The sequence below is a fragment of the Geovibrio thiophilus genome (assembly GCF_004087915.1).
GTDB classification, from domain to species: Bacteria; Chrysiogenota; Deferribacteres; order Deferribacterales; family Geovibrionaceae; genus Geovibrio; species Geovibrio thiophilus.
Window position 1 is genome coordinate 2,293,863 of the sequence record NZ_CP035108.1, and the last position, 13,387, is coordinate 2,307,249.

Annotated in this window: 10 protein-coding genes and 1 tRNA gene; 4 read left to right on the top strand and 7 right to left on the bottom strand. The window is 48.4% G+C overall.

Annotation, left to right across the window (positions count from 1 at the left end; translation table 11 throughout):
- Window positions 1-215: 215 nt before the first annotated feature.
- Together pheT and pheS are read right to left on the bottom strand one after the other, a co-directional pair.
- The gene (gene pheT, locus EP073_RS10655) at window positions 216-2,591 is read right to left on the bottom strand and encodes a phenylalanine--tRNA ligase subunit beta (protein ID WP_128467129.1); all 2,376 of its coding nucleotides are present in this window, start codon (window positions 2,589-2,591) and stop codon (window positions 216-218) included.
- A 294-nt stretch (window positions 2,592-2,885) separates the two neighbouring features.
- Window positions 2,886-3,902: a phenylalanine--tRNA ligase subunit alpha gene (pheS, locus tag EP073_RS10660; protein WP_128467130.1), complete on the bottom strand. Its 1,017-nt coding sequence runs from the start codon at window positions 3,900-3,902 to the stop codon at window positions 2,886-2,888.
- Window positions 3,903-4,116: 214 nt separating this feature from the next.
- On the opposite strand from pheS, the gene EP073_RS10665 reads away from it, so the two are divergent.
- Window positions 4,117-6,027, top strand: coding sequence for a metallophosphoesterase family protein (locus EP073_RS10665; RefSeq protein WP_128467131.1), 1,911 nt, complete (start codon window positions 4,117-4,119; stop codon window positions 6,025-6,027).
- A 125-nt stretch (window positions 6,028-6,152) separates the two neighbouring features.
- On the opposite strand, the gene EP073_RS10670 is transcribed toward EP073_RS10665, so the two are convergent.
- The 5 genes from EP073_RS10670 to thrS form a co-directional block, all read right to left on the bottom strand.
- Window positions 6,153-6,929, bottom strand: coding sequence for an enoyl-CoA hydratase/isomerase family protein (locus tag EP073_RS10670; RefSeq protein WP_128467132.1), 777 nt, complete (start codon window positions 6,927-6,929; stop codon window positions 6,153-6,155).
- Between the two features lie 1,173 nt (window positions 6,930-8,102).
- Window positions 8,103-8,450: a 50S ribosomal protein L20 gene (rplT, locus tag EP073_RS10675; RefSeq protein WP_128467133.1), complete on the bottom strand. Its 348-nt coding sequence runs from the start codon at window positions 8,448-8,450 to the stop codon at window positions 8,103-8,105.
- A gap of 17 nt (window positions 8,451-8,467) precedes the next feature.
- On the bottom strand, window positions 8,468-8,665 hold the full coding sequence (gene rpmI, locus EP073_RS10680) for a 50S ribosomal protein L35 (RefSeq protein ID WP_128467134.1): 198 nt from the start codon (window positions 8,663-8,665) through the stop codon (window positions 8,468-8,470).
- Window positions 8,666-8,682: 17 nt separating this feature from the next.
- On the bottom strand, window positions 8,683-9,183 hold the full coding sequence (gene infC, locus EP073_RS10685; protein ID WP_206617464.1) for a translation initiation factor IF-3: 501 nt from the start codon (window positions 9,181-9,183) through the stop codon (window positions 8,683-8,685).
- 42 nt (window positions 9,184-9,225) lie between these two features.
- Entirely contained in the window at window positions 9,226-11,145 is a 1,920-nt protein-coding gene (thrS, locus tag EP073_RS10690) for a threonine--tRNA ligase (RefSeq protein ID WP_128467136.1), read from the bottom strand.
- Between the two features lie 182 nt (window positions 11,146-11,327).
- On the opposite strand from thrS, the gene EP073_RS10695 reads away from it, so the two are divergent.
- The 3 genes from EP073_RS10695 (at window position 11,328) to EP073_RS10705 (ending at window position 13,367) form a co-directional block, all read left to right on the top strand.
- Complete coding sequence (locus tag EP073_RS10695; protein ID WP_128467137.1) at window positions 11,328-12,563, top strand: efflux RND transporter periplasmic adaptor subunit; 1,236 nt, start codon at window positions 11,328-11,330, stop codon at window positions 12,561-12,563.
- The gene (locus EP073_RS10700; protein WP_128467138.1) at window positions 12,563-13,228 is read left to right on the top strand and encodes an ABC transporter ATP-binding protein; all 666 of its coding nucleotides are present in this window, start codon (window positions 12,563-12,565) and stop codon (window positions 13,226-13,228) included. Before EP073_RS10695 ends, EP073_RS10700 begins: the two co-directional genes overlap by 1 nt.
- A 66-nt stretch (window positions 13,229-13,294) precedes the next feature.
- Window positions 13,295-13,367: transfer RNA gene (locus EP073_RS10705), tRNA-Ala, on the top strand.
- Window positions 13,368-13,387: the final 20 nt, after the last annotated feature.

A 13,387-nucleotide genomic window follows, 5' to 3' on the forward strand; every position in this document is an offset into this window, starting at 1 on the left:
GATTATCCAAAATTTACCCTCCATGGAAATTTTGGATACACGCTCGCGCCCTGCAAAGCAAGGCTTCGCTCCGCACGGCGCAAGTCCATCCATGGACTTGTTTAGCATATGCGGTGTACAAAGATCCAGTTTCTTGGGGAGAGAGTTTGAGAGAACCCTTTCTTTACTGTAAAAGAAAGGGTTCTCTCAATTTAAGAATCCTTATAAGAAAGAAATCAGCGCAGTCTTGCGCCGAAGTCTTTTTCCAGTTTTGCTATGGCGTTTCTGAGAACGGCGTTGGTTTCTTCATCCGTGAGTGTTTTCTCAGGGTCGGAGAAAAAGATTCTGAACGCAAGGCTTATCTCATCATCAGCCAGCCCTTTGCCGGAGTAAGTATCGAAGAGGGTGACGCTCTCAATGAGTTTGCTCTCTTTTGACACGGCGTCGGTTATATCCGCCGAGCGGACTGACTTTGAAACAGCAATAGAGAAATCCTTAAACACTGTGGGGAGTTTGGAAAATTTGGAATATTTCTTCTTCTCAAGCTCTTTTTCAAGGAGCCTTTCAAGGAATATTTCGCATACGCAGATCGGCTGGTCGGAATCCACTGCCTCAAGGGTATCGGGGTGAAGCTCTCCGAAGAAGCCGAGAGATTCGCCGTCCAGCATGATTTCCGCGGATTTGCCCGGGTGCATGAACGCTCTTTCCGAGCGGGTGTAGCTTACTTTACCGAGATTGTAGCCCGCAAGAATGTTTTCAACCACACCCTTTAAAGCGTAGAAGGCTTCCTCAACAGGCTTAGTGTTCCATGAGAGCCCCCAGTAGCCGCCGTACACGGCAAAGGCGAGCCTTGTTTCCTGAAGAGGGATGCCTTCGCCTTCTTTTATATAAACTGATGATGTCTCAAAGATATTCGCCGCTTTTGCTCCGCGGTTTACGTTGTAGAGTATAGTTGATACAACGCCGGGGAAAACGTATGTGCGAAGAGCGTTCATGTCCTCTGAAATGGGGTTTTTGAGGATTACGAAGCGCTCTCTATCGTCAAATATGCCTAAATATTTGTCGTTCATGAAGGAATAGTTCACCGCCTCTGAAAAGCCCAGTGAGGCGAGCTTATTCTGGAGCAGCCTTTTGTGAGTGAGCAGCGGCATGAGCCTGTCACTGTCAGCGGGGATGAGAGGCACGGTTGCCCTGATGTTGTCATAGCCGTAAAGCCTTGCAACCTCTTCCGCCACATCCTGCCATCTCTCTATGTCCACCCTCCATGAAGGGGAGGTAACCTTATAGCCTTCTGCGCATTCCTCAGCATCCATTCCCACGGATGCGAGAATTTTCAGCATTTTTTCCGTGCTTATGTCAGTTCCGAGGAGGGCATTCACTTTTTCAGGGGTGAACATCACTTCGGGTTTTGTAACTCTTTTATAGTCATTGGAAAGAACGCCTCTGCAAACTGAGCCTCCGGCAAATGAAGCAAGCAGGCTTGCCGCGTAGTCTACCATGCGGATTGTGTTTACCGGGTCAATTCCCCTTTCGTATCTGTAGGATGAGTCTGTCTGCATGCCGAGTCTTCTGGCGGTGAGGCGTGTGCTCTCCGGCTTGAAGTATGCGCACTCAAGGAAAACATCCGTGGTGTCGTCACTGATTCCCGAATGCTCGCCGCCCATGATTCCGGCGACTGCGAGCGCTTTTTCCTCATCACAGATGAGAAGCATGTAATCTTTAAGGGTTCTTTCTTTTTCATCAAGGGTGAGAAGCTTTTCGCCTTCGGCGGCGTTTCGGACTACTATGCCGTTTCTGATCATGCGCAGATCAAATGTATGGAGCGGCTGACCATACTCAAACATCACATAGTTTGTAACATCCACCACATTGTTTATAGGGCGCACACCTGCGGCACGCAGCCTGTTCTGCACCCAGAGAGGCGAGGGGGCGATTTTCACGCCTTTTATCACCCTGCCGAGGTAGACAGGGCATTTTTCTTCGTCATTAACTTTTACATATGAATAGTTTGAAGCGGCATCCGCCGTTTCCTCAAGTTTAAATTCCTTTGCTTTCAGCGGAAGGCTGTATATTGCGGCTATTTCACGGGCAACGCCTATAACACTAAGACAGTCTGACCTGTTGGGAGTTATGGACACCTCAAGCACAGTGTCGCCGAGTCCGAGAATCTCGTTTATGTCCGCACCGAGGGGGAGAGATTCAGGCAGGGGCATTATTCCGTCAGACTTTTCGGCAAGACCGAGCTCCGCTTCGGAGCAGATCATCCCGCAGGATTCGATTCCCCTGATTTTTGCTCTTTTGATTTTGAAATTGCCGGGGAGCACAGCGTCAATTTTGGCAAAAGGCACTGTCTGCCCCGCCGCGACGTTCGGCGCACCGCACACAACCTGATATTCCTCTGTCCCGTCCGTAACTCTGCAAAGGGAGAGCTTGTCGGCATCGGGATGTTTCTCACGGTGGAGAACCTTTGCCACGACAGTGTTTTCGGCTCTCTCTGATTTATGTACGCCTTCGATCTCAAGCCCCGCCATTGTGAGCCTGTGGCAGAGGTCGTTTATGCCTATGCCTGATATATCTACAAATTCGTTTAACCAGCTGATACATACCTTCATTACATTAACTCCTAGAACTGCTTCAAAAAGAGGTGATTCTCTTATCTTATAATAGTTCGTAAAAACCTACATCCTGTGGTTGTTACTCACACGCTCGCGCCGCACTGAGTGCGCCTTCGCTCCGCACGGCGGAATCCCTTCCGTGGGATTCCTAGAACTGCTTCAAAAATTTGAGGTGATTCTCTTATCTTATAATAGTTCGTAAAAACCTACATCCTGTGGTTGTTACTCACACGCTCGCGCCGCACTGAGTGCGTCTTCGCTCCGCACGGCGGAATCCCTTCCGTGGGATTCCTAGAACTGCTTCAAAAATTTGAGGTGATTCTCAAAAAACAGACGAAGGTCGTCTATGCCGTATTTCAGCATGGCGATACGCTCTATACCCATACCGAAGGCGAAGCCTCTGTATTTCTCCGCATCGTAGTCCACGTGTTTGAACACGGCGGGGTCAACCATTCCGCAGCCGAGAATCTCAAGCCAGCCGGTCTGTTTGCACACACGGCACCCTTTGCTTCCGCAGATTACGCAGCCCATGTCCACCTCTGCGCTGGGTTCGGTGAAGGGAAAGAAGCTGGGGCGGAAACGCACAGGCACGTTATCGCCGAACATTTTCTGTATGAACACAGTGAGAATCCCTTTCAGGTCGCCGAAGGTGGTTCTTTCATCCACAAGGAGCCCTTCCACCTGATGGAACATCGGCGTGTGGGTTATGTCGCTGTCACAGCGGTAAACCTTTCCGGGGGCTATTATCTTCACAGGAGGTTTGTTTTTCAGCATAGTACGCACCTGCACAGGGGATGTGTGAGTGCGCATAAGTATCTCATCTGTTATGTAAAACGTGTCCTGCATGTCTCTTGCGGGGTGCTCTTTGGGTATGTTGAGCGCCTCAAAGTTATAGAAATCGTGTTCAACCTCGGGACCTATAGCCACCTCAAAGCCCATGGCGCTGAAAATATCCACTATCTCGTCAAAGACCTTTGTGACAGGATGAATGCTTCCGGCGGTGAAAGGAAGTCCGGGAAGAGTTATATCCAGAGATTCTCCCGTGAGCTTGGCGTTTTTTTCCGCGCCTTTGAGCTCAAGCTCCTTCGCATCGTGCAGAGCTTCAAAATCCGCACGGAGGGAGCCTATTTTCATTCCCGCCTCTTTCTTATCCTCATGTGAGGATATGTCCTTGAGCTGTCTGTTAAGGTTGCTTATAAGCCCGTTTTTACCGAGATACTTCACTTTCACCTGATACAGGGCATCAAGAGAGCCTGCCTGAGCAATCTCCGTCCTGTAGCCTTCGAGTCCGCTTATGTCGAGCTGCATTTATCGTTCTCCGCTTTCTTTCACAAATTCAGTTAAGCAAGCATGATATTAAAAACAGGTGCAAAATGGCAAGGAATTATTTGAAAAATGCTGATTTAAGACATCAACTAAACTTGACATTTTTTGACACTTATTATCAATAAGTACAACATTTTCTTGATTTTTTAGTTTCATAGTGCCTCTGTAAATTTTTTTTTGCGGAGGATATAATAATATGTCACATGATAACGACAACAAGACCAGACTTGGAAGACGCCAGTTCCTTAAGCTTTCAGCAACGGCAATGAGCGCCGCCGCTGTGGGAATGACAGTCGGCTGCGGCAGTTCTTCCAGTTCGGACAGCGCTGAGACTGCGGCTCCCAGAGCAGTTCTTCCCACCTCTACGGCATGGAAATTCGGAGTTATCTCAGATACTCAGTGGACAAAGAATGATGACGGTGAAAACCCCGCTTCAACCGCAGTTGACATAATCAACAATGTAAATGACGAATTTGTAAGACACGGCGTTAAGCTTGTTGTCGCAGTGGGAGACCTCACTGATGACGCAAGACAAAACTTCACCGCTACCCACACTCCCACCGGCACGGTAATCAGCTACACAGCCGAAGACGGTTTCGGGATAAGAGCCCGTTACACGCAGAGACTGTACAATGAAGGAATAGGCTTTTTCCCTCTGAGAGGCAATCACGATGACTCCGCTGCTGCTGCTACACAGTTCCTCCGTTTTTTTCCGCAGACACGCACAGGAGAGCAGAACAACCAGAGCATTCAATCCACAGCTTACTCTGTCCAGAACCCCGATGTTCAGTGGCTTCCCGAAATCCCCAGAACAAACACGGCAGCATTTACCATGGGTTCAAACTTTTCAAGCCCGGTTTCAGCAAACATCAGTGACATGACAGGACTTTCGTACTCATTCGATTACAGCAACGTGCGCTTTGTGCTCCTTGACCACTTCACTGCTGAAGACGGAGCATACAACGACACAACCCCCGTTGAGAATGCTGTTGAAACCACCGCAAACCCTATCATGCACCAGCAGGACTGGATAAGCGGCAGGCTTTCAGGACGCTCGGCGAATACGCATGCCTTCTGTTTTGCTCACAAGGGGCTGCTGACTCAGGATCACTCTGATGTCATGTTCGGCTACACTGTTGACAATATTCTGGCTCCGGATTTCAGCACGTTTGCAGCCCCCGGACTGGATGAATACATAACAAGTCTTGAAGAGAACGGCGTCCGCTACCATATAAACGGACACGATCACATGCACGACCGCAGCCTTGTAAAATCTTTAAACGGTTCAGAAGCAAAGGTTATGCAGATTGTAACCGCTTCTGACAGCTCCAAGTTTTATACTCCGGGCAGTGATGTTGAAGATACGGCGGCAGATTATGGTATCACACTTGTCAACAAATCAAACGATGCGCTCCTCTGGGGCGGACAGCGTCAGGAACTCGTTGCTCAGGAGCTCTATACTGTCGGCTACTATATTTTTACAGTTGACGGTCCTGTGGTCACTGTGGATTTCTACTCTGCCCCCGCATATGCGGAAGACAGTTTCTCGACCACACCCACACTCAACTTCTCAAAGAGAGAAACCTTCGGCTACAGCCTTAACGGCGAATCCTACACCATCGCTCAGGGCGGAGACCTCACAGTAGTTGATTCCACAAGCACCGGCGGAACGAACGCAAAAATAATCAACGGCAAAAACGGCAACCTCCAGCAGGAATCAGCTTCCGGACGCAGGTTTAATATTCATGTGAACACAGGCTGGCTTGACGCACAGGATTCTTTAAGTGAAATATTCTTCCTTAACGGTATGGCATACACCATGGGAAGCGAGCAAACAGATGTTTTCACACTGTCCATGAGCTATGATTCTTCCAAAGTCAGCTCCGCTGAAATTGCAGGCGGCAAATTCGGAATAGCTACAAACGATGAAGACGGAACATGGATAAATGCCGTTAACCAGAACTTCGGCGGCGGGAACACATTCGTTCAGCGCGAATGGCAGTCGGACGACAAACTCGGCACATGGGGCGTAGATACAGCGTCAGGCACTGTCTGGGCTGTAGTAAACTATAACGGCTATTTCGCTGTGGTTAAAGGCATGGCGTAACAAGCTGAGAGATTCTTTAGCAAACTGAATTACTGCAAACCAATAAAAAGGGGGAGCCTGACACGGCTTCCCCTTTCCGTTATTATTTATGAACAAACATTCAGACACGTTTAACCGGAGAAGTGCTAACGCAGTTTCCACTCGGCTTTTCTTTTTTCAAGAAATGCTCTTATCCCTTCCGCAGCGTCCTCAGTGGCGCAAAGTTCCGCAAAAACCTTTGTTCCGTTATCAACCGCCGCATGATAACCCATATCGTAAGAACCGCTGATTCCTCTTTTTCCCGCAGAAACGGCAAGGGGGCTTTTTGCAGCTATGGCATCGGCTATTTCCTCAGTTTTTCCTTCCAGTTCCTCATCCGGCACAACCCGGTTAACAAGCCCCATCTCATACATTTCCTGCGCAGTAAACCTTTCGCCCAGAAGCACCATCTCCATTGCCTTCTTTCTGCCGATGTTTTTTGTCAGAGGAATGCCCGGACCGGTGCAGATAAGCCCTACATTAACAGCCGTTGTGCCGAAGACGGCAGACTGCGCAGCTACAGTCAGATCACAGGCAAAGCTAAGCCCTGCGCCGTTTGCCACGCAGTAACCCTTTACAGAGGAGATTACAGGCTTCTTCATATTTGCTATGGTGTGGTTGTGCATATCCATAAGGGCAATGAATTCAAAAAGCTTTTCATCGTCAACGCTCTCCAGAACTTTCAGATCAATACCCACTGAAAAATGCTTCCCGTTATTGCGTATGATAACGACACGGACATCATCGTCCTTATCAAAATCCTTGAGCGCCTGATTCAGAAGTAAAGCAAACTCAATGCTGAACGCATTGTTCTCCGAAGTGCGGTTCAGGGTGATGTAGCCCTTGTGATTGTTTTTTTCGGTGATAATCTCAGAATTCGCCATAACGCCTCCCAGTAAAACTATGTTATATTGATTATACAGAAAGAGCAATATAAATACGAACGACGGTTCACAATAGGCGTTGAATTCTTCGCTGACGCTCTGAGTGACGCATAGCTGCGTCACTCAGCTTATTGACAAAGTCCATTTCAAAGTAAAAAAGTATATATTTGCATAAATCCTCCCCAGCCCTCCTTTGCGAAAGGAGGGGGTTTTGCTTTTAGTGACAACGATTTTTCCCTTTAATAATGGGAATTGAGGGGGATTTTATAGAGATGAACAAGCCTGTTACTGTGTTTGTCATCAGTCTCAGAGTGACGCATAGCTGCGTCACTGCGAGGAGTCCAAGCGACGAAGCAGTCTCTTGTTTAATAGTAAGGAACCGTACATCCTGTCGGATTTTTGTACACGCTCACGGTTTGCATAGCAAACCTTCGCTGCGCACGACGGCAGCCGCATCCTGCGGCTGGTTTGAGCGGCTTCCACAAAAAAAGGGAAACCCTAATCAGGATTTCCCTTTTCCGTATCTGATTTGCCGCAAAAATCCGTACATCCTGTCGGATTTTTGTACACGCTCGCGGTTTGCGTAGCAAACCTTCGCTGCGCACGACGGCAGACGCATCCTGCGGCTGGTTTGAGCGGCTTCCACAAAAAAAGGGAAACCCTAATCAGGATTTCCCTTTTCCGTATCTGATTTGCCGCAAAAATCCGTACATCCTGTCGGATTTTTGTACACGCTCGCGGTTTGCATAGCAAACCTTCGCTGCGCACGGCGGCAGACGCATCCTGCGGCTGGTTTGAGCGGCTTCCACAAAAAAAGGGAAACCCTAATCAGGATTTCCCTTTTCCGTATCTGATTTGCCGCAAAAATCCGTACATCCTGTCGGATTTTTGTACACACTCGCGGTTTGCATAGCAAACCTTCGCTGCGCACGGCGGCAGACGCATCCTGCGGCTGGTTTGAGCGGCTTCCACAAAAAAAGGGAAACCCTAATCAGGATTTCCCTTTTCCGTATCCTTCTACAGATAAAACCTTAATACTAAGCGTTTACCTGTTTAACAAGCTGCCTCTTAATTTACCGCTGCAAAAAGTACATTCTGTCTTTTTGCAGACACGCTCAGTTGGGTTCAACCCGCCTTCGCTACTTTTGAGCAGTTTTCAAACAGGTCTGATCGCTAAGCGTTTACCTGTTTAACAAGCTGCTCAAACTGTTCGGGGCTTTTGATAGCCATTTCAGAAAGCGATTTCCTGTCGAGGGTGATGTTCTTTTCTTTCAGCTTGCCTATGAAGGTGCTGTAGCTGAGGCCGTATTGTCTTACGGCGGCTCCGATCCTTATGATCCAAAGAGTTCTGAAGTCGCGTTTTCTGCGTTTTCTGCCTTTGTAAGCTTCAGCAAGAGCGCGTTCGCCCTGCTCGCGGCTTTTTTTGTAGACATTGTTCGCTGCGCCCTGAAAGCCTTTGGAGACCTCAAGCCATTTTTTGTGACGTTTGCGGGCTTTGACCCCGCCTTTCGCTCTTGGCACTGTTCGTCCTCCTTACATTAAGCGTACGGCAGCAGTTTTTTGATATTTGCTGCGTCTTGTCCTTCAAGGATGCCAGGGTGGCGCAATGCGCGCTTTCTTCCGCTGCTTTTTGAGGTGAGGATGTGCCTCAAAAAGCCTTTTTTGTACTTAACCTTACCACTGCCGGTAACTTTAAATCTTTTGGCAGCGCCCTTATGGGTTTTCATCTTAGGCATTAGCCTACCTCCGAAAATTAGTTGTTAACAGGCGAGATAATCATCACCTGCTGACGACCCTGCATCTCAGGTGTCTTCTCAACGACTCCTAAGCCTGTGACGTCCTGCGTCACTCTATTCAAAAGCTCCGTGCCGCTGTCCTGAAACATCATTTCCCTGCCTCTGAAACGGATCACAAGCTTGACCTTATCCCCTTCTTCGAGGAAACGCCTTATGTGCCTCAGCTTCGTCTGGTAGTCATGATCTTCAATCTTCGGACGGAACTTTATCTCCTTGGTTTCGATCTGATTCTGACGCTGTTTTTTACGTGCTTCACGATCTTTCTTGTTCTTCTCAAATTTGTATTTGCTGAAGTCCATTACACGGCAAACGGGAGGTGTCGCGCTTGCTGATACCTCGACGAGATCAAGTCCGGCTTCGGCGGCCAACGCCAGAGCCTCCTTTATCGGTACCACTCCTCTTTGACTGCCGTCATCAAGTATTAACCTTACTTCAGAAGAGGTTATTTCTTCGTTCATCCTTTCTCTGTCGAGCGATTGCTGCTGTCTGCCGCGTATGACTCACCTCCATAATTCGAGTGACTTACTTACGTCAAGCCCTCTTAATACACTAATATAAGCGGAAAGATCAAGATTATTTTTATTTTCTCCATCTCTTAGCCGCACGGTCAGGGTGCCGTTTTCCACTTCGTTCTTGCCGAGAATGACCATATGAGGGATCTTCTCAAGCTGCGCTTCCCTGATTTTCAGGTTTATTTTTTCGTTTCTGTAATCGCCTTCAACACGGAAGCCTTCCGCCCTGAGAGCGGCTTCAACTTTTTTGCACATTTCAAGGGAATCGTCAGTGATGTTCATCACTCTGACCTGAACAGGCGTAATCCACACGGGAAAGTTGCCTGCGAAATGCTCTGTAAGAACGCCGATGAATCTGTCAACTGAACCGAGAATAACCCTGTGGAGCATTATCGGGCGGTGTTTCTGTCCGTCCTCTCCGATATACGAGAGCTCAAAGCGCTCCGGCAGGTTAAAATCCGCCTGAATTGTGGCGCACTGCCAGAAACGTCCAATGGCGTCTTTAAGCTTAATATCTATTTTGGGACCGTAAAAAGCCCCGTCCCCTTCGTTTATCTGGTAGGGAAGTTCTTTAATCTTTAACGCTTCAAAAAGGGCTGCTGTCGCTTTTTCCCAGTTTTCATCACTGCCTATGTATTTTTCGGGCTTGGTAGAGACCTCAATCTCAAACTCGAAACCGAAAACATTCATAACATCGGTTACGAAATCGATTATTTTGACTATTTCACCGTTGAGCTGCTCAGGAGTACAGAAAACATGCGCGTCATCCTGAGTGAACGCGCGGACACGCATAAGCCCGTGGAGAACGCCGGATTTTTCGTGCCTGTGCACTGTTCCAAGTTCAAAAAGCTTCAGCGGAAGATCACGATAGCTTCTCAGCTCGGACTTGTACACCATAATATGGTTAACGCAGTTCATGGGTTTGATGCCGAATTCCACATCGTCAATCTTAGTGAAGTACATATTATCGCCGTAGTTATCGTAGTGACCGGAGCGTTTCCACATATCCGACTTAAGGATAGCGGGACCGTAAACCACTTCGTAGCCTCTTTTGAAATGCTCCTGCCTTTCGTACTCTTCCAGAATGGCACGGAGCCTACCGCCCTTGGGCAGGTATATGGGGAAGCCCGCGCCTATATCATCCTCGACCATGAAGAGCTTGAGCTCCCTGCCGAGTTTTCGGTGGTCACGTTTTTTCGCCTCTTCAAGCATGTTGAGGTAAGCGTCAAGCTCGTCCTTTTTAAACCAGCTTGTGCCGTAGATACGCTGAAGCTGGGGGTTTTTCTCATCCCCTCTCCAGTATGCGCCCGCAACGGAAAGCAGCTTGTAGTGCTTAATTCTTGAAGTGTTGTCAATGTGCGGTCCGCGGCAGAGATCCATAAAGTCGCCCTGTTCGTAAAGCGATACTGTAGGGTCTTCTATTGCGTCTATGAGCTCAATTTTATAGTTCTCGCCCATGTCGCTGAAAACTTTCTTCGCCTCTTCCTTGGTGAGCACTTTTCTGCGCACTGTTATTTTTTCGGCGGCGATTTTTGCCATTTCCTTTTCGATCTTTTCCAGATCTTCGGGAGTGAACTTCATGTCGCCGGTGTCGAAATCATAAAAGAAGCCGTCTTTAATAACGGGTCCTATGGTTACTTTAACTTTAGGATAAACCCTCTGAACTGCCTGCGCCATGAGGTGGGCTGTGGAGTGGCGGAGAATTTCCAGACCTTCCGCGTCTGTTTCCGTTATTATTTTAACTTTATCGCCTTCACTTAAAATGTATCCGAGATCGACCGCTTTGCCGTTTACTTCGCCTGCTACAGCTTTTTTGGCGAGTCCGAGGCTTATATTTTTCGCCGCGTCAAGAACGCTGCTGCCTTCGTCAAGAACCCTCTGACTGCCGTCCGCAAGTACAATATTCATATATGTCTCCTGTTTTGTGCCTGTTGGATATAAACCTTAAGATTATGACGAGAATGCGTGCTTGTCAATAGTACCTCTGTGAATATGCGCAAAAGATTATTATTAATGAAAACAAACTTTTGTGTTTATGAACTGTCGGGAGAATTGTATATTTATGGTTTACAGACACCGAGGTTGAAGGGATGAAAAAGATTTTTGCCATTCTTCTCGCCTGTACACTGCTTGGAGCGGGGGTTTTCGCCTTTCTCTCCAAACGTGGCGGCGGAAAAATCCAGATACTGGAAACAGTAAAAGCGGAAAAAGCGACTATAGAGGATCAGCTTCTGGCTACGGGCATCGTAAAACCCGTTGTGGGCGCAAAAATTGAGATAGGAGCAAGGGCGACCGGACTTATAAGCTCGCTCCCCGTCAAAGTCGGCGACAGAGTTGAGCAGGGGCAGCTCATAGCCAAGATAGACAGCAGAGAGATTGAACGCAACATCGAAACCATGCGCATAAGCCTGAAAACACTGAAAGCGAACCTTGAGAAGGAAAGAAGTCTTTTTCCGGTAAACACCGACCTTCAGCGAAAGAATATAGAGAAGCGTGAGGCGGATCTCCGTCTGGCGGAGCGCAACTACGGCAGGCAGAAAAAACTGTATGATCAGGACGCATCCACGGATGAAAAGCTTGATCAGTCTCTCCATGAGCTTAAACTCGCTCAGGCGGAGCTGGACAGCGTGAAAACCGAGCTTGAGAAAATACGCACCACACACGTAAACGACATTATTGTGCTGGAAAACCAGATAAAAGAGACCGAGGCAAGGCTTCAGGAGCTTCTGGTTCAGAGGTCATATTACGACATACACGCCCCTATATCCGGCGTTGTGACTCAGGTTGCGGCGGACGAAGGGGAAACTATAGTGGCAGGCTTGCAGGTGGCGAATCTGATCACGATTCTCCAGCCGGAAAAGCTTGAGATGTGGATCTACGTGGACGAAACTGACATCGGCAAAATAAAGGAAGGGATGAAGGTTTTCTACACTGTGGACACCTATCCGAAAAAGAGATTTGACGGCGTAATAAGCCGCATATACCTTGAGCCGGAAACCAAGGAAGGGATAGTTTATTACACGGCGGTGATAAGCATAACGCCGGAGGACGCTCTTCTCCTCAAAACCGACATGACCACCCATGTGCGGATAGTCAGAGAGGTAAAACAGGATGTTCTCTCCGTGCAGAACGGAGCTGTCAAGTGGGACGGCGCGGAGAGTGTTGTATATAAAATTACCGGAGACAGGAAAAACCCCGCAGAACGGATCAGCGTTAAAACCGGAGTCAAGGATGAAAACCGCACCGAGATTACCGAAGGCTTGAGTGAGGGGGATGAAATCGCCCTTAAAATAATACTGCCTGAAAAAAAGCAGGGGTTTAATTAATGGCTCTGGCGAAGCTGGTTGACATACGCAAGAAATATACTCTGGAAGGGCTTGAGCTTGAGGTACTTAAGGGTATCTCACTTGAGATTGAGAGCGGCGAATTCATCGCTGTCACTGGACCCTCCGGTTCAGGAAAAACCACGCTGATGAATATCCTCGGTCTGCTCGATTCACCCACATCAGGGCAGTATTTCCTCAACGGGGAGGATATTTCGGGGCTAAGTGACGATGAACTCTCACACATACGCAACCGCACTGTGGGGTTCGTTTTCCAGAGTTTTCATCTCATCCCCCACGCGAATGTGCTTGAAAATGTGCTTCTGCCCGCTTATTACAGCGGCGAAAGCATGAAGATAATGGAAAAGAGAGCCCTTGAGCTCCTCGACAGAATCGGGCTGGCGGATAAGCGCAAAAACCGCCCTAACCAGCTTTCAGGCGGTCAGCAGCAGAGGGTGGCAATAGCAAGGGCGCTGATAAGCAACCCGCAGATAATCCTCGCTGATGAACCCACAGGACAGCTTGACAGTGAGACTTCCGCATCGATCATGGAGCTTATAACCGAGCTGAATAAAGGCGGCAAAAATATAATAGTCGTCACCCACGACCCGATAACGGCGGCATACGCACGGCGAGAGATAAAAGTTTTGGACGGGATGATAGGCTAAAATGCGTTTGCGGCAAATTTTATGTTGCAAATCCATGAGAATTTAATATAATCCCAATCTCTGAACGGGGGTATAGCTCAGCTGGGAGAGCGCGACGCTGGCAGTGTCGAGGTCATCGGTTCGATCCCGATTACCTCCATAAGGTTTCAAAGGGAAGCT

Excerpts from the sequence above, each read along its gene's own strand:
- rpmI (WP_128467134.1), bottom strand. The coding sequence starts at position 8,665 with ATGCCTAAGATGAAAACCCATAAGGGCGCTGCCAAAAGATTTAAAGTT.
- infC (WP_206617464.1), bottom strand. The coding sequence starts at position 9,183 with ATGAACGAAGAAATAACCTCTTCTGAAGTAAGGTTAATACTTGATGAC.
- EP073_RS10670 (WP_128467132.1), bottom strand. The coding sequence starts at position 6,929 with ATGGCGAATTCTGAGATTATCACCGAAAAAAACAATCACAAGGGCTAC.
- EP073_RS10700 (WP_128467138.1), top strand. The coding sequence starts at position 12,563 with ATGGCTCTGGCGAAGCTGGTTGACATACGCAAGAAATATACTCTGGAA.
- EP073_RS10695 (WP_128467137.1), top strand. The coding sequence starts at position 11,328 with ATGAAAAAGATTTTTGCCATTCTTCTCGCCTGTACACTGCTTGGAGCG.
- pheT (WP_128467129.1), bottom strand. The coding sequence starts at position 2,591 with ATGAAGGTATGTATCAGCTGGTTAAACGAATTTGTAGATATATCAGGC.
- pheS (WP_128467130.1), bottom strand. The coding sequence starts at position 3,902 with ATGCAGCTCGACATAAGCGGACTCGAAGGCTACAGGACGGAGATTGCT.
- thrS (WP_128467136.1), bottom strand. The coding sequence starts at position 11,145 with ATGAATATTGTACTTGCGGACGGCAGTCAGAGGGTTCTTGACGAAGGC.
- EP073_RS10665 (WP_128467131.1), top strand. The coding sequence starts at position 4,117 with ATGTCACATGATAACGACAACAAGACCAGACTTGGAAGACGCCAGTTC.